A 22,820-nucleotide genomic window follows, 5' to 3' on the forward strand; every position below is an offset into this window, starting at 1 on the left:
TTGATGCTCTCGAAAGAATGGGGGGAGTAGACAGTTTGGAAACTGGACTAAGGGAGATTGATTTGGGATGTGGTTTTAGGGAGCATTTTCAAAAGTTCTTTTCGCTTCTTGCAGGACTTTACCATACCCGACTGGTGCACCTTAGCGATGAAAGGAGCTGGATTCCCTCGCATAAATCCTCGCATATTTTCTAAGGCATTTACAAAAGCTTGTGCCACTACAACTCCAGAAACATCGCCGTCCACAAATGCAAAAAGCCGTACATTGCCTTCAGCCACGGCTTCTAACTCCAAAGTACGGCTAGCGATTTTCTTGTCCTTTGTTAATACCACCCAATTGCGCTCTCCAACTATCCTCAGCCAATCCTTATCCTCGATATCTTGCTTAAAATGATCGTCGTGAATTTCTACGGTAGCCCCCTTATTTCGTAGTGGATCTGCCAGTTTCTTTCCTAAACATCTGTCTATGAAAAATATCTCATTCATGCTGCTACTAGCGGAAGTTCGCAGCGAATACCTTCCTCAATTTGGAGCCGATTGCAATTGTAATCTTCGGCAAGTTCATCGATGGAATCCCCAGCTTTGTAACGTTCCGCCAGTATAGCTGTGGGAATGCCAGTTCCAGCTAAAACTGGGCGGCCAAAGGAGATTCTGGGGTCAATCATCACTGTTTTAGGTTCGTCGGAACCTGGTAGCTTCGTGAAAGGGTAGAGTTTGAGGGGTAATCCAGCTTCATCTCGTACAATGCGATCGAAATAAGTTTTTAGAATCTGTCTTGCTTCCTGTTCCCTGTCGGATGCTGCAAGCTTCTGTCCGAATCTCTCAAATAAAAGATTTATTCCCTTGCGTTCAAACTCCTTTCCAGCATATAATTGAGGAGTCGAAAGATGACGCTTGATGTACTCGAGTGCAGTGCTAAGTTGTTTTCGGGAGAAGCCAGTAGCCTTAAAAATGGCAATCAAGACATGAGCCTCTACCAAATTTATGAAAGAAAGTAGTGTAGTTTTGGACTGGGGAAGCAGTTCAAAATTTTTGGGGTTAGGTAACTTAATCAGTGGCTCAAAGAAGCGCTTGTCCGCTTTTGTTTTCGAGGACCAGCCACCAACCCAAGATCGCAACCTATCCTTCGGCAGCCTGAGATATTGCGCTGCTTGAGGGATAGAATATATAGGAATGTCGCGCGGATCGAAGTTGTTAGTATCAAGCATAGCAGTTGTCCTAATCCTAAATACTTATATTTTTGCACAAGAAGCGGGCGATGGCAAAAATCTCTCCATTCAATACCCAGATACCCGACTTCTTCAAGAAATCGGGTATCTAAAGCAACCTAATTAGCTCCTAAAAGCGCTACGGATTACTTACTTTTCTGCTGAGTCTTCGCTTGTTCGATCGCAATTTCCTTCACAGCTTGGAACGAATTCAAATTCGACGCACCTTCAATTGCTTTCACCGCCAAATCTTGCACCTGTTTTAACGCAGAATCAAGTTGTTTCGACAAACTAGCAATGCGAGACTCTTGATTTTGAATTGTCTGCAACATTCCTTGAATTTGCAGCTCGTAATTTTGCTTTTGTCCTTCAAGGTCTTTAGCAAACAAATCTGACTTAATTTTAGCTTGATAATTGCCGATATTGCGACCACTATCTTTGCCATTCTTGATATTAGCTTCCAGTTCCTTCGGGAAAGCTTCTACCTTACCTTTCACCTCAGCATAAAGTTTTTCTCGTTCAGAAATAGATTTTTCGCGTTCCGCCCACAGTTTCTCCTGTTCCTGCTTAAATTCTTCAATTTCTTTGTACAGGGTTTGCTGGCGCTGTTCGTATTCTTCGATGTCCAGATTTCGCTGAAGATTCAAATCGTAATCATACAATTCTTCATCCCGCTGGCGAGCTTTTTGCTGATTTTCATTGCGTTCTTTAACTGCCAACTTTTGGAGTTCCTGCTCTTTTTCCCAAGCTTGCCGGCGTTCCAACAATTCCCGTTCAACAGTTTCGCGCTGTTCGCTGAGTTCGCCAGCAAAAGTTTTAGCGCTTTCTTCGTACTGTTGAATTAAACTGTCCAGCGTATCTTCTGCAATATCTTCTAAACTGTGCAACTCTTGCAGTTGTTGAATTTCCTCGCTTACAGTGCGCCGCAATTCTTCGACTTTAGCAGCTTCAGAAGTTAATTTCTCAGACAACTCGCTGACAGCCCCACCAAAGCCAAATTGCAGCAAAATCAAATTGTCGATTGTGGACTGCATTTTTTGTGGGTTTTGAGTTAAAGCCATTGTTTTTTGTGCCTCCACAATAGGTTTTTCTTGGACTGCTGTTTGCTTTGGGGAAGCGTTTAGCTGTTTGATTTGCGATTCTAACTGCGCTTTTTCTTGCGCTGCTTCCTTGTACGCTTCTAAGATTTCAGCCTTGGTGCTTTTGTCGCTAACTTTTTTGTTCATGACTTTTCATTTGTTAATACTTGGGAAACTTTCTGTCATTTTTTCGCTCTGGGCGAATGGCGCAGCCTAATGGGTTTTAAGCTTTGCTGGCAAAAGCTTTCATGGCCAAATCTTGCGCTTGCTTCATCGTGGCTTGCAGTTGCGCGGTAATTTCGGCGATTTGTTCGGTTTGCCGCCCAATTGTCTGCTGTAAAGATTGCACTTTCAATTCATATCCCTGCTTGCTTCCTTCCCATTCTTTATCCACTAAATCTGCCTTGACTTTAGCTTCGCGGGAAACTTCTTGAATTGCTTCTTCTTTGGCTTTAACAAAAGCCTGTTTGAGTTCTTCTTCAAATCCGGCGGCTTTTCTTTGATTCTCTTCAAACTCCGCTTGATTGTCGGTGAGGACTTTTTCGCGCTGTGTCCAGTTTTTGTCTTTTTCGCGAGTAGATTGCTGCAATTCCCGTTCTAGTTTGCGTTTCGTTTCTTCGTATTCGTCGGTTTCAATTTTGCGATCGCGCTGTAATTCGTATTGGTAATCGGCTGTTTCTTCCTGACGCTCTTTGGTGGTGAGTGCAGTTTTTTCTTGAACTGCTGCATCAAATTTTTGCTGTTCTTCTTCCCAAATTTTGCGTTTTTGGATCGTGTCTTTTTCGAGAATTTCGCGCTGGTTAGCGCTGTTTTGTTCGAGCACAGTCAATTTTTCTCGGTGCTCTTGAGTTAAAATGTGGAGGGCGTCTGCTACAACTCTAATTTGCTGCAATTCTTGCAATTGTTCGGCTTCAATTTCGATCGCGCGTTTTAATTCGTCTAATTTTGAAGATTCCGCCTTCAATTTTTCGGAAAGTCCGCTGATGACGCTGCCGAAATCTAATTGCAAGTCGGCTAGGCCTTTGACGATGCTGTCAATTGTGTATGTAGACGCGACTTCGAGGAGTTGTTTGTTTTTGGCTTTTTCGGCTGACTGTTCTTTTGTTTCTACTTTGGATTCGATATTTTTCTGGTCGGCTAAAATCTGCTGAAAGTTTTGCAAAATTAGGGCTTTGCTATCTTTGGCAGTTGCTAGTGTCATAATGCTTTTTCTCCTGATTGTAACTTTTTTAGTTTTTTTACTGAGACGTTTTCAGTTATCCTAAGTTCCGCAGTTGGCTGAGAATAGCGCGGTATTTTCTGGCTGCATCGGGTTTTTCTTCGGGATTGTCGCTGGCTAGAATTTTGAGAATCTGCTGGCAGCGATCGCACCGATTTCCTGCCCAGCAGTCGCACTCATCAACTATACTTAAAAGTGTGTCTTTTAGCAATTGATTTTGGGCTAACAAAGCTCGGTAATTCCGGCGGATAGATTCGGCAACTAAAGTCATGTGCTGGAAGTCTTCGGTGAGACTTTCGATGTCGTTAACTGCGTCGGCCCGAATTTGGTCGAGCATCTCGAAATTCTCTCTCAAACGGTTTTCTTGCAGGTTTGGTTGGATTTTAACTTTCGTTGATTTTTTCATTTTAATCTGCTGTAAAATTTATGGTAAAGGCGCGATTCGATCGCGCCTTTACAGCCTTCTCTCTTCCTGATTTTTACCCTTCGACTTCGCTCATGGCTCTCTTCCCTGTTCCCTAAAAATCCATCCGTTAAATCAGTTAAATACGTTACAGGTTCGGTTTCCGAACTTCCTGCGATTTTCGATTACCGAATGAGATGTTTTGTCGCTTTTGGTTCTGGATAGGTATAATCAAGCATCGCCTCTTGTTGAGCTTTAATAATCCGCAGCGCGGCGAGCAAATGCTCTAACGTTTCTAAGTGCGCTGGGGTGAAGTGGATGCTGAAGCCTTCGCCATCCCGCGCGTAGCCAGGACAAACCAGGGAGGCCGAGCTTTGTTCTTCGTGGGTGGCGATGTATAGCCAGTCATCGTCTTCGAGCTTGTAATGCGTGTCTGTCCAGGTTCTCAGCATTTGCGATCGGCTCCTTTTTATTTGCTGCGTACAAGCGTTTTGACAGCGCTTCTCACTCCTCTCTCAGTTGACTGCGCTATATGCAGCGTGTTAGCTAGGCTATTTTGTACACTAAACCCTACCAGTGCGGGTAGTTTGGTTGACTAAACCGTCAACTAACCTCATGGTAGCGTGTATTGATTTTCTAGTCAAGTATTTTGTTGAACTTTTCATCAAAACAGGCTAGAATGCTTAGAGGGAGGCGAAAAACCGTGGAACAAACATTTGGAAGACTGATCCGTCAAGCTCGCAAGGACAAAGCTTACTCACAACGTGAGCTAGCTGGTATGCTAAGTGTGGACTTTACTTATTTGTCGAAGTTGGAGAACGATCGAGCGGATTACGCGCCAAAAGAGGACGTAATTCGAGCATTAGCGCGAAATCTAGACATAAACGAAGAGGAATTGATTTTCTTGGCGGGGAGACTGCCGCAGCAGTACGAAGCGCTGCTGAAGCAGAATCCGAAGGAAATGCAGGCTCTTTTCCGCCGGATGCAAGAAAATCCAGATTGGCTCAAACAATCTTTTGAAGCGTAAGAGAGGCCCCTCATAGTGAGTATTTTTAAACCGTATTGCTTCTATCCCAAAGAAACGATCGAGCGTTTGGCTTCGGACATCTTGATGCAGATGCAGAAAACGCAAAATTTTGCTCCGAGATGGCCAATTGATGCGACAACGGTTGCTGATTTTCTCGATTTAGGCGTAGTTTGGGACTGCATTGAGCCGGATGAAGAAGGTGCGATCGCCGCGAGGATTTTGCCGCAGCAGCGGTTAATCGAAATCAACGAACAGATTCTCGAAAAACCGCCGGGGTTCATCGAATCGACGATCGCCCACGAAATCGGCCACTGGGTGCTGCACATCAATCAAGACGAAGCAGACGGCGCTGTGGAACAACTGCAACTCAACTTAGATAATGCAGAAAAAACAGAGTCTGATGTCGAGGAACCGTTTGTTTGTCGGGGTGCGAGTGCTAATACCAAAATTGCGTCGATCGAATGGCAAGCGCAATATTTTGCAAGCTGTTTGTTGATGCCTCGGTGTATTTTGGAAGAAAAAAGACAGGGACGCGATTTAACCAAATGGTCGCATTTATACAAACTTAGAGACGAATTGGGAGTGAGCATTTCCAATTTAACAAACCGCTTGCAAGAATTCGATTGGATTTACATTCCCAAGGGAACGCGCGAGATTTATGCCGGGAAAGATGCGGCCAACGGACAGCAGCGGTTGTTCGGATAGAATAGGATTTAATTTGAGGTTTGAGAGAGATTCTCGAATCTCAAATTTTTATGGGTTTGAGGAATGACGGAAACAGATTTAGGGAATAGTGAAGAAGAGCGAAACTGAGACAAGACAAGCTGCTGACTATTGATGAGATCGAGAGGCTTCAGAGAGGGGGTGAAAACATTCATCTACTCAAAGGTAAACGCAATGCTTCAAAAAGAGACCTCTACAAAGACACAGAAGGGAATATTTATGTTAAACCTAAAGGTGGTATTGGGGTAGGTGAATTCACAGATTTGAATATTAATAATTTTTAATTGATCAAAGAGGAGCGGGCTGATGGAGTCAGAAATTTACGCTTACTTTATGTTGACTGGAATGGAATTCGAGCCAGAGGAAGTGACTGCAAAGGTAAGCATCAATCCAACTGAAACTTGGAGGAAAGGGGACTTAATTAATCCTAGGGGTACTAGACGGCATAAGGAAAATGGTTGGAGCGTGTATTCTCAAATTGAAAAATCTGCTGACTTAGAAGAACACATTAATTCGGTTTTAGAACAGCTTCAGCCCGGGTGGGTTCCTTTGCTAGAGTTGTGCAAGTGTTATGCTGCGGAGATTGCTTGTGTCATTTATTATCGAAGAGGCAGTGTACCAGCCATCCATTTCGCTCCAGATATTGTCGCTCAGGCAGCTAAACTGAATGCAGAAATCGATGTTGATTTCTATGTTTTGCCAGAAAAAAGTGCATCTGACAAAGCAGTAAGTAGGTAAGGCGATCGCCCTTTTATGCTCATTGCTTCCTCCTGTGGTAAAGTGTGAATGAAAAAAATCAGGGCTTACGCATGGGGGCTAGAAACCCGGTTTCTACGAGTTTTGCATTTACTCAGGAGAAATAGACAAAGAAACCGGGTTTCTGAGGTCAGGGCGCTTAAGTTCTAAAAATTTATACTGTTCAAATTATGCTGACAAATATCAGTCTCGTTCTCGAAGCTTGTCAAGAATTAAAGATCCCTTACGAAATCCTGCATCCTTCCCAAAACTTGATTAGAATCAAACACGGCGGCGAAGATTATTTTTTTGTCAACTACATGATGCCATTTACCAGCGCGTCAATAGCACAGATTTTGAAAGACAAAGAATATACTTATCAACTCTTAAACGGTAAGATAAATACTCCCAAAACTCTCAGTTTCGTCTCGCCTCACTGCGAGGAAAAGTATAAAAAGTATTTGAGTTTCCCAGATATTGAATCAATGGTTTTGGAAGTAGATAAAAATTTTGCTCTTCCCGTCATTCTCAAAAGAAATCGCGGTTCTGGTGGCAATAATGTTTTTTTGTGTGAAAGTAGAGATCAAATCAAACAAGCAGTAGAAATTATATTTGACATCCAAAGCAAAGATTATGACTATGTGGCGCTAGCTCAAGAATATATTGAAATCGAACACGAATATAGAGCTGTATTTTGCAAAGAAAAGCTAGTTGTGCTGTACGAAAAAGACAAATCTCAGGCTGAATTTGCAGGCAATTTAAGCCCGCTGCACTGGGAAGGTGCAACAGCCAAACATATAATTAACGCAAATCTCATGTCGGAGATTGAAGCTTTTGTTAAACCTGTTTTTGCGGAAATTGCGATTAATTATGCTGGGTTTGACATCGCGCTAGATACAAAAGGAGCATATTGGTTGATTGAAATTAACTCAAGTCCCAATTACGATATATTTGTCAGAGATAACGATCGCCAAATTGTCGTAACAATGTTTAAAAATATTTTGGAAAGTTTGATTGTTAACAAAAAGCCGTAAATACTCAATTTGAGGAAGGCGCTATAATTACTAAATCGCACTATCAAAAAAAGTAAAAGCAATGACAGCAGAAGTGTTAGAACTAGAAGGAACGTGGGAAGAAATTCTAGCCCAAGCGGCAAAATTTGCTGGACGCAGAGTTCGCATCATCGTTCTTGCTGAGGAACCGCTGAAGTCAGCCGAAGACTGTTTTCGTCAAGGATGGCACGAAGCAATGACAGGGCAGACTTTACCGCTTTCTGAACTGTGGGAGGGAATTGATTTCGATGAATCTGTCGATCGGCAGACGTAGCGTGTTATAAATAATTAAAGTTGAGTTCTACAGAGATATTTCTGTAGCAATATATGTTAATTCAAATCTCGCTTGTAGGGAGCCTCATGGCTCCGCAGAAGGAGGATGGCTGGTACTAAAAGTTCCAGCCTCGATCGGCCAGAGGTTGAGGCTACCCTGGCAAGAATCGAAAGGCTTCAATTCGATCGCGCCTACCGCGATACTCACAGCCTGTTTTACACTGAAGGCGTTCGCAATTTCGTGCAGGTAATCGATCGCCGTTTCCAGATTTCAGCAATCCTGTTCAGCGAAAAATTGCTCATCGCGCCACTTGCCCGAAAAATGGTTCGCAGCGCCCGCCGTTCTGGAATTCCCACTATTTCTGTCACACCTGAACAATTCCGGCGCGTTTGCAAAACCGAACGCGCTTCTGGTGTGGGCGCGATCGTCCGCCAGCAATGGTTTAAATTGGACGAGATATCCCCCCAAGCTGACTTGTGCTGGGTAGTGTTGGAAAACGTGCGATCGCCTGGGAATTTGGGGACTTTGATCCGCACGTCGGAAGCTGTCGGCGGCGCTGGGTTCATTTTCGTCGGAGGGCGTGCAGATCCGTTTGATGCAGACGCCGTGCGGGCCTCGATGGGCGGGCTGTTCGCCCAAAAGTTCGTCCGCACGGACTTCCGGGCGCTGAGTCGCTGGATGCGTCACCACGGCTGTCAGGGCGTCGGTGCCTCGCCTGACGGCGCTGCTGATTTTCACTCCTTCAATTATCCCCGATCGACTGTGCTGTTCCTCGGCGAAGAGCGTCAAGGCTTGACTCAGCAACAGCGGGATTTCTGCCAGCATTTAGTTCGGATTCCGATGCTAGGTGCGGCCGATTCTTTGAATCTCGGAGTAGCGGGAAGTTTGCTGATGTACGAGGTATATCGATCGCAAACTTCGCAATTTTGTAATCGGTAATGGTAATTTTAGATTTTAGATTTTAGATTTTAGATTTTATTAGTATCTTGAATCTAAAATCGGCAATCTAAAATTAGATTGAGCTGTAGGGTGCGTCAGGTGAGTTTCTCTAACAATTATTTAGGGTTTCGAGCTCTGACGCACCTTACTAATTGTGACAATTGCGTAAATCCTACAGTCCTTACTACAAACCTGATATCACATCCTTTCTAATACCTTAATCCCTAACAATCCTAACCCCAACTTCAGAGTCCTCGCTGTCAAGTCGCACAAAATTAACCGCGAAGTCCGCAACGGTTCCTCAGCTTTCAACACCGGACACTGCTCAAAAAATTGATTGAACTTTTGACTCAATTCAAACAAATACTGACAAATTCGATTCGGCAACAAATCGCCGCCTACAGCATTCACAACTTCATTCAACTGCAATAAATGCTTTGCCAATACCAACTCGGCATCTGATTGCAAAATTACTTTCGCACCAGCATCTAAGTTATCAAAATTAATCTCACCTTTGCGGCGAATTCCCTGCACGCGCACGTAAGCATACAGCATATAAGGAGCGGTATTTCCTTGCAATGCTAGCATTTTGTCGTAACTAAAAATATAGTTGCTGGCGCGGTTTTGACTTAAATCGGCATACTTAACGGCACTCAAACCAACTGTTCGAGATACGTTAGCAATAAATTCCTCAGTTTCCTGTCTTTCCTCGGCTTTTAATCTCTCTTCTAAATCTTGGCGCGTGCGGACGATCGCCTCATCTAACAAATCCTGCAACCGCACTGTTTCCCCAGAACGAGTTTTGAGTTTTTTGCCGTCTTCTCCCAATACCAAACCGAAGGGAATGTGGACAATTTCGACATCTTCGGGAATCCAACCGGCTTTTCTTGCTACTGCAAATACTTGGGCAAAATGGTTGGCTTGTCCCGAATCTGTGACGTAAATTAAGCGCTTTGCATTGTCTTTTTGGATGCGGTAGCGCACGGCTGCTAAGTCTGTGGTGGCGTAGTTGTAGCCGCCGTCGGTTTTTTGGACGATTAGCGGCAGGGGTTCGCCTTCTTTGTTGGTGAAACCGTCTACAAAAACGCATTTCGCGCCGTCACTTTCTACTAGCAAACCTAGATTGGTTAAATCTTCGACTACTGCGGGCAATAATGGATTGTAAAACGATTCGCCGCGTTCGGTTAATTTGATATCGAGCAAGTCGTATATTACTTGGAATTCGCGGCGCGATTGATCGCACAGCAATTTCCAGGCGCGACGGGTGTCTTCGGCGCCTGCTTGCAGTTTTACTACTTCTTGGCGGGCGGTTTCTTTGAAGGTTTCGTCTGTGTCAAAACGCTGTTTTGCTTGGCGGTAAAATGCGACTAAATCGCCTAAATCTAGGGCGTCAGCGGTTGTGAGGGCTTCGGGGTGAACTTCGCGCAAGTATGCGATCAGCATCCCGAATTGCGTGCCCCAGTCGCCGATGTGGTTGATTCTGAGTACGTCGTGGCCTTGAAATTCGAGGGTGCGGGCGATCGCATCTCCGATGATTGTCGATCGCAAATGCCCGACGTGCATTTCTTTGGCTATATTCGGACTCGAAAAGTCGATCGCGATTGTCTCAGGCGTTTTCGCCCGTTCAATCCCCAAACGCGAGTCGCCGGCGATCCTCTTCGAGGGCTTCGCTAACGCGCTAATTTGCGCTTCCAAATAAGCGGGTTTCAGCTTCAAATTGATAAAACCCGGCCCGGCGATTTCTGGGGTTTCGCAGATGTCGGCAATATCTAGGTTTTCGATAATTGTCGAGGCGATCGCCCGTGGGGGCTTTCCTAACTTTTTCCCCAAACTCATCGCCGCGTTGCACTGAAAGTCCCCAAAGTTGGGATTGCTGGCGGCGGCTAGCATCGGATCTGTACCTGCATAACTTTCCCCGAATGCAGCGGTGAATGCTTTTTCAAATCTTGTTTTTAACTGTTGGACGATCGAGTTCATCTTTAATATTTTGATTTGATACTTAGTCTTTTCAACTAACTTATGTATTTGTACTTAGCTTTTGCTGTTAATGTGATCGAAATCACTGGCTCAGGTAACTGAGGCTACATTGTATCACAATGGCGATCGCTTGACAAACCCAAAATTATCACATTGATCGATGATGCAGATCGCTGGACAATTTAGTTAAATAGCTTAAATTAAGGTATGTTAAAATTTTTTCCATGCTCCCAAAAATCCTACGAAAGGAAGTAGTTATGTTATCCCAACCTGTTTTTGGCGATCGTTCTTTGACAGTCGCCTTTTATCAAGCAGTAATCGCTCGCTTCTACGACGGTTTCAGTCTCTCCAGCCAAGCGCTATTACGAGAGTGTACCCTCGGCTTCGCCCCTTGTCCCGATGGAGTCAAAACCTTTTTCATCATCGCGCCGAGTCTAGATGCAGCAGAGCAACTCATTGAAAAAATGGACAGTATTTTAGAGCGAGTTGCCGAACTCATGGCAGGAGTCGGACAAGTTGCCCTGTGCATACTTCCCCCCGGCAGCGAGGCAGAGCAACCGGTCGATCTGCAAAACTTAGAAAAAGTTCCCCCGGATTGTCTCGCTTGCAAATTCTTTACTATTATATGCGCTGATGCTGCGACCGATCGGTAAAATTGACAGTTAGCAACCAGCAACTGTGCACGGCTGGGCTGAACCTGTGCCTGTGCTAGCACTCTTGTAAATTACCTATTAGTAACAGTCGCTGGAATTCTCCGGCAAAACGTGCAGGTAATTCGATCGTTTGCAAGGTTGCACTCGCAATCGTTGGCAAGTGTTAAACCAGGCAAATTTTACATAAATGCCCACTTGTCAGTGGATCTAATTTTTACCGGCCGGCTCAAACAGCCGTGCATCTACTTTTGTCCCCCCAAGAAAGGCCGCTAAAAAGCCGCACCACCTCTCCTGGGCGTCTCGCTTCCAAATAAAGCAGCAGAATTTAGACAGTATCGTGGAAAAATAGAGTTCTGCGAAATATCCGCAGGGTTCACGATAAGCAGAAATATTTTGAAAAATAGAGTTCGGCGAAATATCCGCTCACACTCGCAATGAGAATAAATATTTGAGAAAATAGAGTTCGGCAATTTGGTAGGTAAAGTTCACAATGAGCAGAAATACTTTTAAAAATAGAGCAGTGCGATTATTTGGCTTTCTTTGGGAATGACAAGAAATACGTTGTTTGTGCCGGATTACCCAGCAAGAGAGACAGCAAAGCTCTACTCAAAAAAAGATGAGTTTCCCAGGGACACGCTTGTATAGCAGAGCGATCGGATCGCAGGCTCATAGAATTTGTTAAAAATTTCAGTTGAAAATTTGAATTATTAAATTTTATGCCTAACATTGGCGATAAAATCTAAGATTGAAATTCTCAAATCTGAAATCAAGCAATCATGGTACAACTGACACCGAACCCCAGCTTTAGTTTAACGATTCGCGTTGCCCTGCCAAACCAGCCGGGAATGCTGGCAAGGGTCACCAGCGCGATCGCATCTGTCGGAGGCAACTTCGGCCAAATTGACTTGATCGAGCAAACCCGCGCCACTACCGTTCGCGATATCACCGTCGATGCTTACAGCATCGAGCACAACGAAGAAATAGTGCAAGCAGTGAAAGCGCTGCCGGATATCAAAGTGATCGATGTCTACGATCGCACTTTCAACTTGCACCGCGGCGGAAAAATCAGCGTAGTTAGCAAAATTTCCCTCAAACGCCAGTCGGATTTGGCAATGGCATACACCCCTGGAGTCGCCCGCATCTGCACTGCGATCGCCAATGACCCCCAACAAGTTTACAACCTCACAATCAAACAAAACACTGTTGCCATTGTTACCGACGGCAGCGCAGTTTTGGGACTGGGAAACCTCGGCCCTGCCGCCGCACTGCCAGTCATGGAAGGCAAAGCCATGCTATTTAAAGAATTTGCCGGTATTGACGCCTTTCCTATCTGTTTGAACACCCAAGATACCGAGGAAATTATTCGCACCGTGCAGAATATCGCCCCGGTTTTTGGTGGCATCAACCTCGAAGATATTTCTTCTCCCCGCTGCTTTGAAATCGAAGCAAGATTGCGGGAAACCTTAGATATTCCGATTTTTCACGACGACCAGCACGGCACGGCGATTGTTAGTTTGGCAGCATTAATTAATGCCTTGAAAATCGTCAAAAAAACAATCGCAGAAGTGTGTATCGTGATTAACGGAGCCGGTGCGGCCGGAGTCGCGATCGCCCGCTTGCTGCGCAAAGCAGGTGCCGAAAACATCATCATGTGCGACTCCAAAGGCGTCCTCTCCAAAGACCGCACGGATATGAACCCAGAAAAACTAGAATTTGCTGTACCTTCAAGCGGTACTTTGGAAGATGCGATCGCCGGTGCCGATGTATTTTTAGGAGTCAGCGCCCCCGGGGTAGTCACCCGATCGATGGTGCGTTCGATGGCCGAGAATCCCATTGTTTTTGCAATGGCAAATCCCATTCCCGAAATTCAGCCAGAATTAATTATGGAAGATGCGGCGATTATAGCAACTGGACGCAGCGACTATCCGAATCAAATTAACAATGTTTTGGCATTTCCGGGGATATTTCGAGGTGCTTTGGACTGCAAAGCTGCCACGATTACGACCAGTATGTATTTGGAAGCAGCTTACGCGATCGCCTCTTTAGTCAGCCCTTCCCAGCTTGACAAAGAGCACATTATACCGTCTGTTTTTGACGAAAGAGTTGCCATTGCTGTCGCGGGTGCAGTGCAGTTGGCCGCCCGATCCGAAGGTATCGCCCGCGATTAATTGAAACAATAAGGAAGAAGGAAGTTATTCCTTCTTCCTTACGGAGTGAGAAAAATTACAGCAATAAACAATATAAAAGATATAATTAGATATCACAAGCCCAGCTATGTCAGATGCAAAGCCAGTTAGGAAAAGCCAAGCCCGATCGCTGCAACCGCCAATTGTTAGAACTCAGCCCGATCGGGCTGGCATTGTGCCGGACGGACGGGACTTTTCTAGACATAAATCCAGCTTTTGCAAGTATTATCGGCCGCACAGTTGCAGAAACTCTCAACATCAACTACTGGGAAATTCTGCAAACAGAATGCGCTGGCAGAGAAAAATATCTAGAAATTCAAGCAAAAAATAGCTGCACGGGCCCGTGCGAAGCAGCATACAAACATAAAAACGGTCATCTCGTACCCGTGCGAGTTTGCGATCGGGCAATTGAAACAGAGGGAGAGTGCGCGATTTGGCTGAGTGCGGTCGAAAAATTTAATGCTCCGAATGAAAACAGCGAGCCGCTGGAATCAGCGCCGCCGCACTGCAATTCCCATCTAGAAAAATTGCTGGCAAATCAGACGGATGAACTGGCAAAAACTCAGGAACTACTCCAAGAAAAAATCGCCGAACTGGAAGAAGCAAACTCGAAACTGCAACTGCAAAATCAGATTCTAGACCAAATTCGCGAAGCCGTAATTTGCACAGATACGAACGGCTCGATTAGCAGTTGGAATAAAGGCGCTCAAAGGCTGTACGGCTATGACAAAAGTGAAGTTATCGGTCAACATATTAGTCAGCTTTACCCGCCGAGAGAGCGCGAATTAATATTAGAATTAGTTGAAAAACCGCTCTTAGAAAAAGGCGAGTGCGAACTAGAAATCGCAATGCGCCGCAAGTCCGGGGAAGACTTTTACTCGCACTTGTCAGTTTGTCTTGTGAAAGACGTTTGCGGCGAAGTCTTTGGGAGTGTTGGCTGCATCAGGGACATCAGCGATCGCAAAGCTCTCGAAAAAGAACTAGCTCTGCGACAAGCACGCTTTGATGCTTTTTTTTCCGAGGCGCCGGCGGGACTTTGCATTTTGGACGATCGGCTCAGGTACGTGCAAATCAATCACGCGATCGCAGAAATGAACGGCCGACTCGCGGCCGAACACATCGGCAAGACTGTGCGGGAAATCCTGCCGCCCGAAGTTGCTTCAATTTTAGAGTCTTTGTACCAGCAAATTTTGAGTACAAAAGAACCCGTGCTCAATATCGAACTCAGCGGCGAACACCCTGGAAATCCCGGGGAGTGGCGACACCTTACGTTCTCTCATTTTCCCCTGCTCGACTTTGACGGCGAGGCCCTAGGCATCGGTTCAGTCGTAGTTGACATTACCGATCGAAAACTTGCAGAAGCAGCACTGCAAAAAAGCGAACAGCTTTACCGCACTATGGCAAGCAACTTTCCTAACGGCGCGGTGATGTTATTCGATCGAGAAATGCGCTTCACCCTGGTAGAAGGTACGGAATTAGCAGCAGTGGGGCTTTCCAAAGAATTGATGGAAGGCAAGACAATCTGGGAAGTATTCGAGCCTGATTTTTGCGGTGCAGTCGAGCCAAATTATCGAGCAGCACTCGCAGGAGAAACAGTTGTTACAGAATTTACTTATCGCGATCGCATCTACCTCGCTTATACTTTGCCAGTCAGAAACGAACGGCAAGAAATCACCGGCGGATTGCTAATGACTCAAAACATTACCGCTCGCCAATTAGCAGAAGAAGCCCTCAAGGAAAGCGAGGAAAAATACAGGTGCATTGTCGAGACAGCAGACGAAGGAATTTGGATGATAGATGCGGAGGGTAAAACTACTTTTGTCAACCAAAAAATGGCCGATATGCTCGGCTGCACCCCAGAGGAAACGATCGGGCAGCCGCTATTTGCTTTCATGGATGCAGAAGGCATGGCGATCGCACAAATCAGTCTCGACCGCCGCCGTCAAGGAATTAGCGAACAGCACGATTTTAAGTTCCGTCGCCGAGACGGCAGCGACTTGTGGGCGATAGTTTCTACTAAATCTTTGGCAGACAAACAGGGATGCTATGCCGGCGCTTTGGCAATGGTTGCCGACATTACCGATCGCAAGCAAACAGAAGCCGCATTGCAGCAGTCGGAAGCCAAATTTCGATCGCTCTACGAATTAACCAGTTTGCCCGTTTTTATGTTATGTGAAAATGGCATCACCGATGCCAACACAGCCACCCTCAAACTATTTGGCTGCACCGCCCCGCAACAGTTGTACGGCCAAAACCCCGGCAAACTTTCGCCTCCTTTCCAACCCAACGGCAGAGATTCTTTGAGCTTTATTAACGAAATGATGGATCTCGCCTTTGAGCGGGGAAACCACCGTTTTGATTGGGTTCACCAGCGCTTAGACGGTACTGATTTTCCAGCAGAAGTCGTGCTGACAATCATCGAAGTTGGAAATGAAAAAATTATCCAAGCAGCGATCCAAGATTTAACCGATCGCAAACTTGCAGAAGAAACATTAGTGCGATCGGAACAAGCGCTCAGGCAGCAAGCTCAGCGAGAACAACTGCTCAATCAAATTGCCAACCAAATCCGCAATTCTTTAGATTTAGACACAATTTTAGAAACCGCCGTTCAAGAAATTCGCAATTTGATGCACCTAGATTGGTGCCTCTTCATTTGGTATCGCCCCAACAGCAATCCTCCGGTTTGGGACGTGACTTGCGAAGCGAAGAATGCAGATTTGCCGAGTATGCTTGGCACTTATCCTGTAGACGACAAATCTAGTCTCGCAGTGCGACAGATTTTGCGGCGACAAATTCTGCGAATTGATGATGTCAGCACTTTTGAATATGTAGAATTGCGCGAACTTTTCCAGGCTTCAAATTTTAACTCAGTGCTGTCGCTGCCAATTCATACAGCTTCCGGCGATATTGGAGGGATTACCTGCTATCAGGCTATGTCCGTGCGAAATTGGAGCGACTCCGAAGTCGAACTGATGCAAGCGGTGATCGCTCAAATTGCGATCGCGATCAACCACGCCGAACTGTACGCCCAAACCCGCACAGCGGCCCGATTAGCTCAAGCTCAAACTCAACAGCTAGAACAAACTTTGCACGAACTCCAACGCACCCAAACTAAATTAATTCAAAGTGAAAAAATGTCTAGTTTGGGACAGTTAGTAGCAGGTGTCGCCCATGAAATTAACAACCCAGTTAATTTTATCTACGGCAATATCAGCTACACCAGCGAATACACTCAAAAACTGCTAAAAATGCTGCAACTTTACCATAAGGAATACCCGCAGCCTAGCGCCAGAATTGTAGATGCAAGAGAAGACTTTGAAATTGATTATCTTGTTGAAGATTTACCCAAAATTTTAGCATCTATGAAAGTCGGAGCCGATCGCATCCGCGATATAGTTTTGAGCCTGCGGACTTTCTCAAGACTTGACGAAGCCGAAATGAAACAAGTGGACATTCACGAAGGCATTGAAAGCACGCTGCTGCTTTTGCAAAACCGCCTGAAAAATAAACCCGATTACCCGACAATTAATGTGATTAAAGAATACGGGAACTTGCCTTTAGTTGAATGTTATCCCGGTCAGTTAAATCAAGTATTTATGAATTTGTTGAGCAATGCGATCGACGCCTTGGAAATGAAGATGAATACATCCGATACGACGACCAAAAATCTCGCAATTAGGATTCGCACCGAAGTAACCGACAATAACTGCGTTGCGATGCGGGTAGCTGACAGCGGCCCAGGGATGAGCGAAGACGTGAAAAAACGCTTGTTTGACCCGTTTTTTACTACTAAACCCATTGGCAAAGGAACTGGCTTAGGATTGGCAATTTCGCACTCTATTGTAGTAGAAAAACACGGCGGCCAGCTTTCCTGCAATTCTGTATTGGGAGAAGGTTCGGAATTTGCGATCGAGATTCCGCTGCGGCAAAAAAGAAATTAAACTTAGCGTGTAATTTTTATTGATTACAGCTTTTTTATACCGAGAGATTTTACGTAAACCCGATCGCACCTTTGCGTCTCCACACCAGTTGTCGGTAGATATCCGCTATTTTCGTACATTTTAACAGCTTCTTTGAGAATGCTAGCAGTTTCTATCCAGATTTCATCAAAGCCGCGAGCGATAATTTTACTTTCCAATTCTTGCAGTAAAAATTTCCCCAAACCTTGTCTCCTTGCTGCTGGCAAAATATACATTTTGCGAATTTCCACGGCATTATTCCCGCGCTCAATCGGATAGTAAGCGGCTGTACCCACTATTTCTCCTTGCCGTTCAACTACCCAAAATTCTCCACCCTTTTTCTGATAATATAATTCTACATCATAGACATCTCGATCGGCACCGAAAGGCTCACATATTAAACCGTATTCTACTAAAACATCCCGAATTAAATGAAAGGCATCAGCCCGATCGCGCGTTTCCCAGGAACGAATTAAAAAATCCCGATGTTGGGTTTTCATTGGTTGTTGCAACGTATATTTATTTTTTGACTTTAGCAACTGTAAAATTACTGATTTTTTGTGTTTTACAGTCTTTAAATGCACCTAGCTTTTAACTGTGAATTCTCGGTTCAGGATAAAGAGTTGCCAGCAACTCGCTCTCTACCAATGATAATTCCTCCAGCCTCTCAATCACAAGAGCGCGATCGAAATAAGTTGTTGCCAAAATCCAATATACCCCGTAATGGCGCGCTTCCGAAGCCATCAAACTGCGGTAAAACTTAGCTAATTGGGCGTCGGGACAGCGATCGCCCAGCAGCCCCAAACGTTCGTGACTCCGCGCTTCTATCAAACCAGAAACCAGCAAAGAATCCAAAAGTCTCTCCGGTTCCTGCTTGCGAATTTGGCCCGACAAACCGGCACCGTAGGGAGGTGCGGCCAAAGGGCCCAAAGCGATGCTGCGCTGTTCTAACCGCTGGTTTACTTGCTCGAAATGCTCTAATTCTTCGCGGGCAATTGCGGTTAGCATCCTCACCAATTTTTCCCGTGCTGGGTAGCGAAACATTAAATTTAACGCTACTCCCGCCGCTTTCCGCTCGCAGTGAGAATGGTCTAACAAGATTGTATCCAAATTGGCGATCGCCTGTTCCACCCAAGCTTCCGAAGTCGGTTGTTTCAAAAACTTAATAGTTGGCAGTGTTGAAGTCATACCATTTTAGATTTTAGATTTTAGATGAGGAATGATATCGTTGACAAGAGCATCGGAATAATATATTTGGATAATATAGCGTGCGAGCGTCTCGCTCGCGGCCTAGATCGCGAGCGAGACGCTCGCACTACATAATTCCGATGCTACCGGATTTGATATGATATCGTTGACAAGAGCATCGGAACTATAGGCAACCGAGGACACGGCAATGCCGTTTCTTGCGCCCCAAAATAATCCATCTTCCTTGATGAAAAATGTAACCATCGCCCGATTAATTGTAGGGACACGGCAATGCCGTGTCCGGCGCGGGGACTAGGAAACGGCACTGCCGTGTCCCTACTTTTCAAAATTGATTTTACAAAGTTTTTCAAACACCGCATACATATCACCAGCAAACTTTTTCGGATTCCACAGCGGCGACAAATTGGCTGCATCTTTAGATTTCACCAACTGTGCTTTAATTGCGTTTCTCAATTCACCATCTTTACCCAATTTTACACCCAAATCCACATATTCCGACCAAGACAAAGCCACACCAGTTTCAATTCCCAAAGCCTGCAAAAACGAATAACCCATTCTCGACAAAAATTGCTCTCCTGTTCGAGTCACCACCGGCAAATTAAACCACAAAGCCTCTAAAGTGTGAGTACCTCCGTTGTAAGGATAAGAATCTAACAAAACATCTGCCAGCAAATAGACAATTCTGTGCTCTTCCTCAGTAGCAAACCTCGGCAAAAACTTAATTCGGTGCCGGCCGACTCCCTCAGCTTCGCAAGCTTGGTGATACGCGCCCTCAAACACGGCTGCATCGCCTAAAGCTTTGTGAATTAAGATACTGTTAGGCACTTGTTTGAGAATCGCCACTTGTGCTTTTACCAACTCGCGATTAAATTTTCTGCCGGGAGCGACGCACAGGTAAACTATCTGATCCAAACCGATCCGATTCGACTTTCTCAATGCCACCGGATCGACAGCATACCTCTGAAAACCTGACACCGCTACAAAGGAATCCGGCATCCTAATTAGCTGCTCGTCATAATATTTTTCTCGGTCTGCTGGGTGCGAGTGCCAGTCTGTAAGAAAGTAATTTTCCGGCGATATGTAAGGGGCATCAAATCCGAGCCAAGAAACACAAACTGGTGCGGGTTTTTGGTAGAGAATGTCAGCGTGAACTGGTACGCTGAGAGAATCTAAATCGACTAAAACGTCCAATTCATCTTGCTGAATTTGGTCGATAATTTCTGCGGGATTGGCAAGTCCGTTCGGGTACGTTTTCGGAAAAGTCAGTTTGCCCAAACTTTCAAATTGCTGAGTGCGATCGTCAGAAACAATTCTTTCGGAAGCGTAGAAATACAAATTGGGTGTGATGGCGGACAATTCGCGAATGATGTCAGCGCTGCACCAACCTACAGAATGGCGGCTGAAGTGATTGGACAAAAAGCCGATTTTTAACTTGCTGGATGGGGCTTTTGGTTTGAAACTGTAATTTGCGGGTTGAGAAAAATTAGGTTTGATACATTGGTCGATATACTTTTGGGAAATTAATCTGTAAAGTTTTGAGTTGGCCGCCAAGTCATCTCGCAAATAAGGCGTGCTGAATAAGAAGTTTGCATAAAGCGATTTAATTTCTACCGAACTAGCGGTTTCTAAGTTTTGCTGCAAGTAGGACTCTAGCTCTAAAAATCGATCGCCCGCAATTTGATTCAATCCCGACACTTGATAGGTGCTGATGAAGTAAATCGCGGTCATAATTGGATCGGTTTCGGCACACATTTGGCTGTATTGGTGCACGGCTTGCCGCGCGGCAGCTAAATTGCTAGTATCTCTGAGGATGCCGCACAAATGTTGGTGGGCAGAAATAAAATCGGGTTTAATTTCTAGGGCTTTTTGAAGGTTGGGTATTGCGTCTTTAAATTTGCCTTGGTGGCGCAAAACTATGCCAATTTGACAGTATGCTTCGGCTAAATCGGGTTTGAATGCGATCGCCCGCTGCCATGCAGCCACCGCCTCATCTAACTTCCCTTGCCGCGCTAATTTATCTCCTAAATTTAAGTGAAAATCTACCTGAGCCAGATGGGGATTGAGTTCGAGAGCTTTTTGCTCGTATGCTACCGCTGCATCCGGCTGCCCCTGCTGCTTCAGTGCCCCTGCCAAATTCCAGTAAGCAGCAGCCAAATTTGGTTTGAGTTCGATCGCCTTTTCGTAATTGACAATCGCCTCCACCAAATGCCCTTGTTTGTAGAGCATACTGCCCAAATTAGCATAGGCCTCAGCAAAGTCGGGATTCAGGGCGATCGCCTCGGAATAAAACCGCATCGCTTCCTCAATTTGGCCGCTTGCTTGCTGCACATTGCCCATTGTCACGTAAGCCGCCGCCCAATCCGGTTGCAATTCCAGAGCTCGGCGGCAAGCAGCGTCGGCTGCTGCTAAATTGCCTTGGGAGTAATAGGTTTCTGCAACGACTGTCAGCGATGCAGCATCTTCAAATTGGGGTGTTTCGGATTGGTTGCGAAAATCGGAATTCATTTGGCGGCCTATCTGTGCTATCAAGTTAAAGGTTGAATCTATATTATTTTGCACAGTAGCAGTTTTAGCGGAACTACGGGCGATCGTCACAGAGAATTTATGAGCGACAAGCAAGCGACACAGCGCCAACATAACATCAAGTGGAAACCAAACCTCCTGCTGGGGATACTCTTGTTAACCTTGGCAATCCCCTTGCCCTTTGCCCAAAAGACTCTCGCACAGCAGCAGACAGCCAGCTTTCGGCAGCGAGTATTTCAAACAGCTCTTTATTTCACGCTATATTTTGAGGGCGGATTCAGCAATCACCCCGCAGATAAGGGCGGCAGAACTTATCGGGGCGTCTTGCAAACGGAATACAACGCCTACCGCTACAGTCGCGGGCTGCCGCCCCTCGACGTGACGCAGATGTCGGAAGCAGAGCTCCTAGAAATCTATAAATATTACTGGGATTCGAGCCTTTCGGGGACGATGCAGCCGGCTTTGGCGATCGTCATGTTTGACACCGCCGTTAATTTCGGTATTAACAATTCTATTACATTTCTCCAGCAAGCCTTGGGATTGCCGCAAAGCGGCGTTTTTGACGCGCGCACCAAGGAAGCGCTGAAAGTCGCTAACAACAAGAATACGGCGCTGCAAATGATTAACGAACGGATTATTTACCGCTACAAACGGGTGCAAGAAGATCCGAGTCAGATGGCATTTTTCCGGGGTTGGCTGAGTCGCGATTACAGTTTGTGGGGCTACGTGAACAAGATTAAAAATTAACTGTTAGCCATTAACAGTTAACAGTAGACCTCTTGCCAAAAAAATCTCTGTGAGAATTAAAGGTTTTGAATTTTCGACCTGAGAGCTAACTCATAATTGTAAAGTGCTGACAATAAATTACAACGGAGACCATAACGGCGGCGACGATTTCGATAACGATTTGACAAAATGCCAGAAAACTTTTAGACTCCTATTAATATTTTCAATCACTATTCGATCCTGGGATAAAGCTCGATTGTAGTCTTTTTCTCAAAGAGCAAGATTCCCATTTTTAGGTTGATTTTTAGGAGTCGAGCTATTAAAGCGATCGTCTTTTATCCCTTGATAGCCACTATCTTGTAAACTATCGGTTGAGGGAGGGAAATGAACATTGCTTTTTTTAAACAAGCTGAAATCGTGGCAAGAATCCAAAATTTAGGCAAATAATCTGTTTACTTTCTTGATTAATCACCACTTGCATTTTTAGGCTGTAGTGTTTTTTATTGAGTGGATAGTATTTTTTCTGTGTTTTTTTTTGCGTTCGATATAGCAACCGCGACATCGGTATTGACATAAATAAGCTGAGCGATAGAGTCTAAAATCCGTGCTTCATAAACGGTTGGATTCGGATACCATAACTGTCAACTGTCAACTGTCAACTGTCAACTGTCAACTGTCAACTGCTATAGCTGTTTCTGTGACATCCATTACCACAACTTTGCTGATGCCCAAAACCTTTGAACAATGCTTTTTTCCCAGGAATACTAAACTTTCCCGTTTTGATTAAAGTTGATTCAATGTTATACCAATTTTAAAAAAGAATGCAACAGTATTCTTGTTCCCCCCCTTTGCAAGGGGGGCTAGGCAGGGTGGATTAATTGTCGAGAGGCGAAATCAAGGCTATGAAGGCTATTGACCAACTTTATGCG

General features: G+C 45.2%; 21 protein-coding genes. 11 read left to right on the forward strand and 10 right to left on the reverse strand.

What is annotated here, in order from left to right; translation table 11 throughout:
- Positions 1-47: 47 nt before the first annotated feature.
- From QUA02_RS26255 to QUA02_RS26280, 6 genes are all read right to left on the reverse strand, one after another.
- Positions 48-485, reverse strand: coding sequence for a PIN-like domain-containing protein (locus tag QUA02_RS26255; RefSeq protein ID WP_333032119.1), 438 nt, complete (start codon positions 483-485; stop codon positions 48-50).
- On the reverse strand, positions 482-1,207 hold the full coding sequence (locus QUA02_RS26260; protein ID WP_333032121.1) for a DUF433 domain-containing protein: 726 nt from the start codon (positions 1,205-1,207) through the stop codon (positions 482-484). The genes QUA02_RS26255 and QUA02_RS26260 overlap by 4 nt, the downstream gene beginning before the upstream one ends.
- Before the next feature lie 146 nt (positions 1,208-1,353).
- Positions 1,354-2,433: a hypothetical protein gene (locus QUA02_RS26265; protein ID WP_333032122.1), complete on the reverse strand. Its 1,080-nt coding sequence runs from the start codon at positions 2,431-2,433 to the stop codon at positions 1,354-1,356.
- A gap of 76 nt (positions 2,434-2,509) precedes the next feature.
- Complete coding sequence (locus tag QUA02_RS26270) at positions 2,510-3,487, reverse strand: coiled-coil domain-containing protein (RefSeq protein ID WP_333032123.1); 978 nt, start codon at positions 3,485-3,487, stop codon at positions 2,510-2,512.
- 55 nt (positions 3,488-3,542) lie between these two features.
- Positions 3,543-3,911, reverse strand: a complete 369-nt coding sequence (locus tag QUA02_RS26275; protein WP_333032125.1) for a hypothetical protein — start codon at positions 3,909-3,911, stop codon at positions 3,543-3,545.
- 182 nt (positions 3,912-4,093) lie between these two features.
- Positions 4,094-4,360: a hypothetical protein gene (locus QUA02_RS26280; protein WP_332983383.1), complete on the reverse strand. Its 267-nt coding sequence runs from the start codon at positions 4,358-4,360 to the stop codon at positions 4,094-4,096.
- 251 nt (positions 4,361-4,611) lie between these two features.
- Here QUA02_RS26280 and QUA02_RS26285 point away from each other — a divergent pair, with 251 nt between their 5' ends.
- The 7 genes from QUA02_RS26285 to QUA02_RS26315 all read left to right on the forward strand — a co-directional run bounded on the left by QUA02_RS26285 (position 4,612) and on the right by QUA02_RS26315 (position 8,658).
- Positions 4,612-4,935 carry a helix-turn-helix domain-containing protein gene (locus tag QUA02_RS26285; RefSeq protein ID WP_293262723.1) on the forward strand — a complete coding sequence of 108 codons (324 nt, stop codon included), beginning with the start codon at positions 4,612-4,614 and terminating at the stop codon, positions 4,933-4,935.
- A gap of 15 nt (positions 4,936-4,950) precedes the next feature.
- Positions 4,951-5,640: an ImmA/IrrE family metallo-endopeptidase gene (locus QUA02_RS26290; protein ID WP_333032128.1), complete on the forward strand. Its 690-nt coding sequence runs from the start codon at positions 4,951-4,953 to the stop codon at positions 5,638-5,640.
- 167 nt (positions 5,641-5,807) lie between these two features.
- Positions 5,808-5,942, forward strand: coding sequence for a polymorphic toxin type 33 domain-containing protein (locus tag QUA02_RS26295; protein ID WP_333032153.1), 135 nt, complete (start codon positions 5,808-5,810; stop codon positions 5,940-5,942).
- A 22-nt stretch (positions 5,943-5,964) separates the two neighbouring features.
- Positions 5,965-6,396, forward strand: coding sequence for a DUF4279 domain-containing protein (locus QUA02_RS26300; RefSeq protein ID WP_333032131.1), 432 nt, complete (start codon positions 5,965-5,967; stop codon positions 6,394-6,396).
- Positions 6,397-6,584: 188 nt separating this feature from the next.
- On the forward strand, positions 6,585-7,427 hold the full coding sequence (locus QUA02_RS26305; protein WP_333032132.1) for an ATP-grasp domain-containing protein: 843 nt from the start codon (positions 6,585-6,587) through the stop codon (positions 7,425-7,427).
- Between the two features lie 61 nt (positions 7,428-7,488).
- Positions 7,489-7,719, forward strand: a complete 231-nt coding sequence (locus QUA02_RS26310) for a hypothetical protein (RefSeq protein ID WP_333032134.1) — start codon at positions 7,489-7,491, stop codon at positions 7,717-7,719.
- A 105-nt stretch (positions 7,720-7,824) separates the two neighbouring features.
- A complete protein-coding gene (locus tag QUA02_RS26315; protein ID WP_333032136.1) occupies positions 7,825-8,658 on the forward strand; it encodes a TrmH family RNA methyltransferase in 834 nt (277 codons plus the stop codon).
- Positions 8,659-8,856: 198 nt separating this feature from the next.
- Here the strand turns inward: QUA02_RS26315 and argS are convergent, their stop codons facing one another.
- A complete protein-coding gene (gene argS, locus QUA02_RS26320; protein WP_333032138.1) occupies positions 8,857-10,635 on the reverse strand; it encodes an arginine--tRNA ligase in 1,779 nt (592 codons plus the stop codon).
- Positions 10,636-10,892: 257 nt separating this feature from the next.
- Between argS and QUA02_RS26325 the strand changes: the two genes are divergently transcribed.
- The 3 genes from QUA02_RS26325 (at position 10,893) to QUA02_RS26335 (ending at position 17,415) form a co-directional block, all read left to right on the forward strand.
- Positions 10,893-11,288, forward strand: a complete 396-nt coding sequence (locus tag QUA02_RS26325) for a hypothetical protein (RefSeq protein WP_333032140.1) — start codon at positions 10,893-10,895, stop codon at positions 11,286-11,288.
- 776 nt (positions 11,289-12,064) lie between these two features.
- Positions 12,065-13,456 carry a malic enzyme-like NAD(P)-binding protein gene (locus QUA02_RS26330; protein WP_333032142.1) on the forward strand — a complete coding sequence of 464 codons (1,392 nt, stop codon included), beginning with the start codon at positions 12,065-12,067 and terminating at the stop codon, positions 13,454-13,456.
- A 113-nt stretch (positions 13,457-13,569) separates the two neighbouring features.
- Positions 13,570-17,415, forward strand: coding sequence for a PAS domain S-box protein (locus QUA02_RS26335; protein ID WP_333032144.1), 3,846 nt, complete (start codon positions 13,570-13,572; stop codon positions 17,413-17,415).
- A 23-nt stretch (positions 17,416-17,438) separates the two neighbouring features.
- Here the strand turns inward: QUA02_RS26335 and QUA02_RS26340 are convergent, their stop codons facing one another.
- From QUA02_RS26340 to QUA02_RS26350, 3 genes are all read right to left on the reverse strand, one after another.
- Positions 17,439-17,933: a GNAT family N-acetyltransferase gene (locus QUA02_RS26340; RefSeq protein ID WP_333032146.1), complete on the reverse strand. Its 495-nt coding sequence runs from the start codon at positions 17,931-17,933 to the stop codon at positions 17,439-17,441.
- Between the two features lie 91 nt (positions 17,934-18,024).
- Positions 18,025-18,621, reverse strand: coding sequence for a MiaE family protein (locus QUA02_RS26345; RefSeq protein ID WP_333032149.1), 597 nt, complete (start codon positions 18,619-18,621; stop codon positions 18,025-18,027).
- A gap of 336 nt (positions 18,622-18,957) precedes the next feature.
- Positions 18,958-21,147, reverse strand: a complete 2,190-nt coding sequence (locus tag QUA02_RS26350) for a tetratricopeptide repeat protein (RefSeq protein WP_333032150.1) — start codon at positions 21,145-21,147, stop codon at positions 18,958-18,960.
- 99 nt (positions 21,148-21,246) lie between these two features.
- Here QUA02_RS26350 and QUA02_RS26355 point away from each other — a divergent pair, with 99 nt between their 5' ends.
- On the forward strand, positions 21,247-21,912 hold the full coding sequence (locus QUA02_RS26355; protein WP_333032156.1) for a glycoside hydrolase family 108 protein: 666 nt from the start codon (positions 21,247-21,249) through the stop codon (positions 21,910-21,912).
- Positions 21,913-22,820: the final 908 nt, after the last annotated feature.

The sequence above is a fragment of the Microcoleus pseudofavosus SVA1_A4 genome (genome assembly GCF_036700565.1).
In the GTDB taxonomy this organism is placed as follows: domain Bacteria; phylum Cyanobacteriota; class Cyanobacteriia; order Cyanobacteriales; family Microcoleaceae; genus Microcoleus.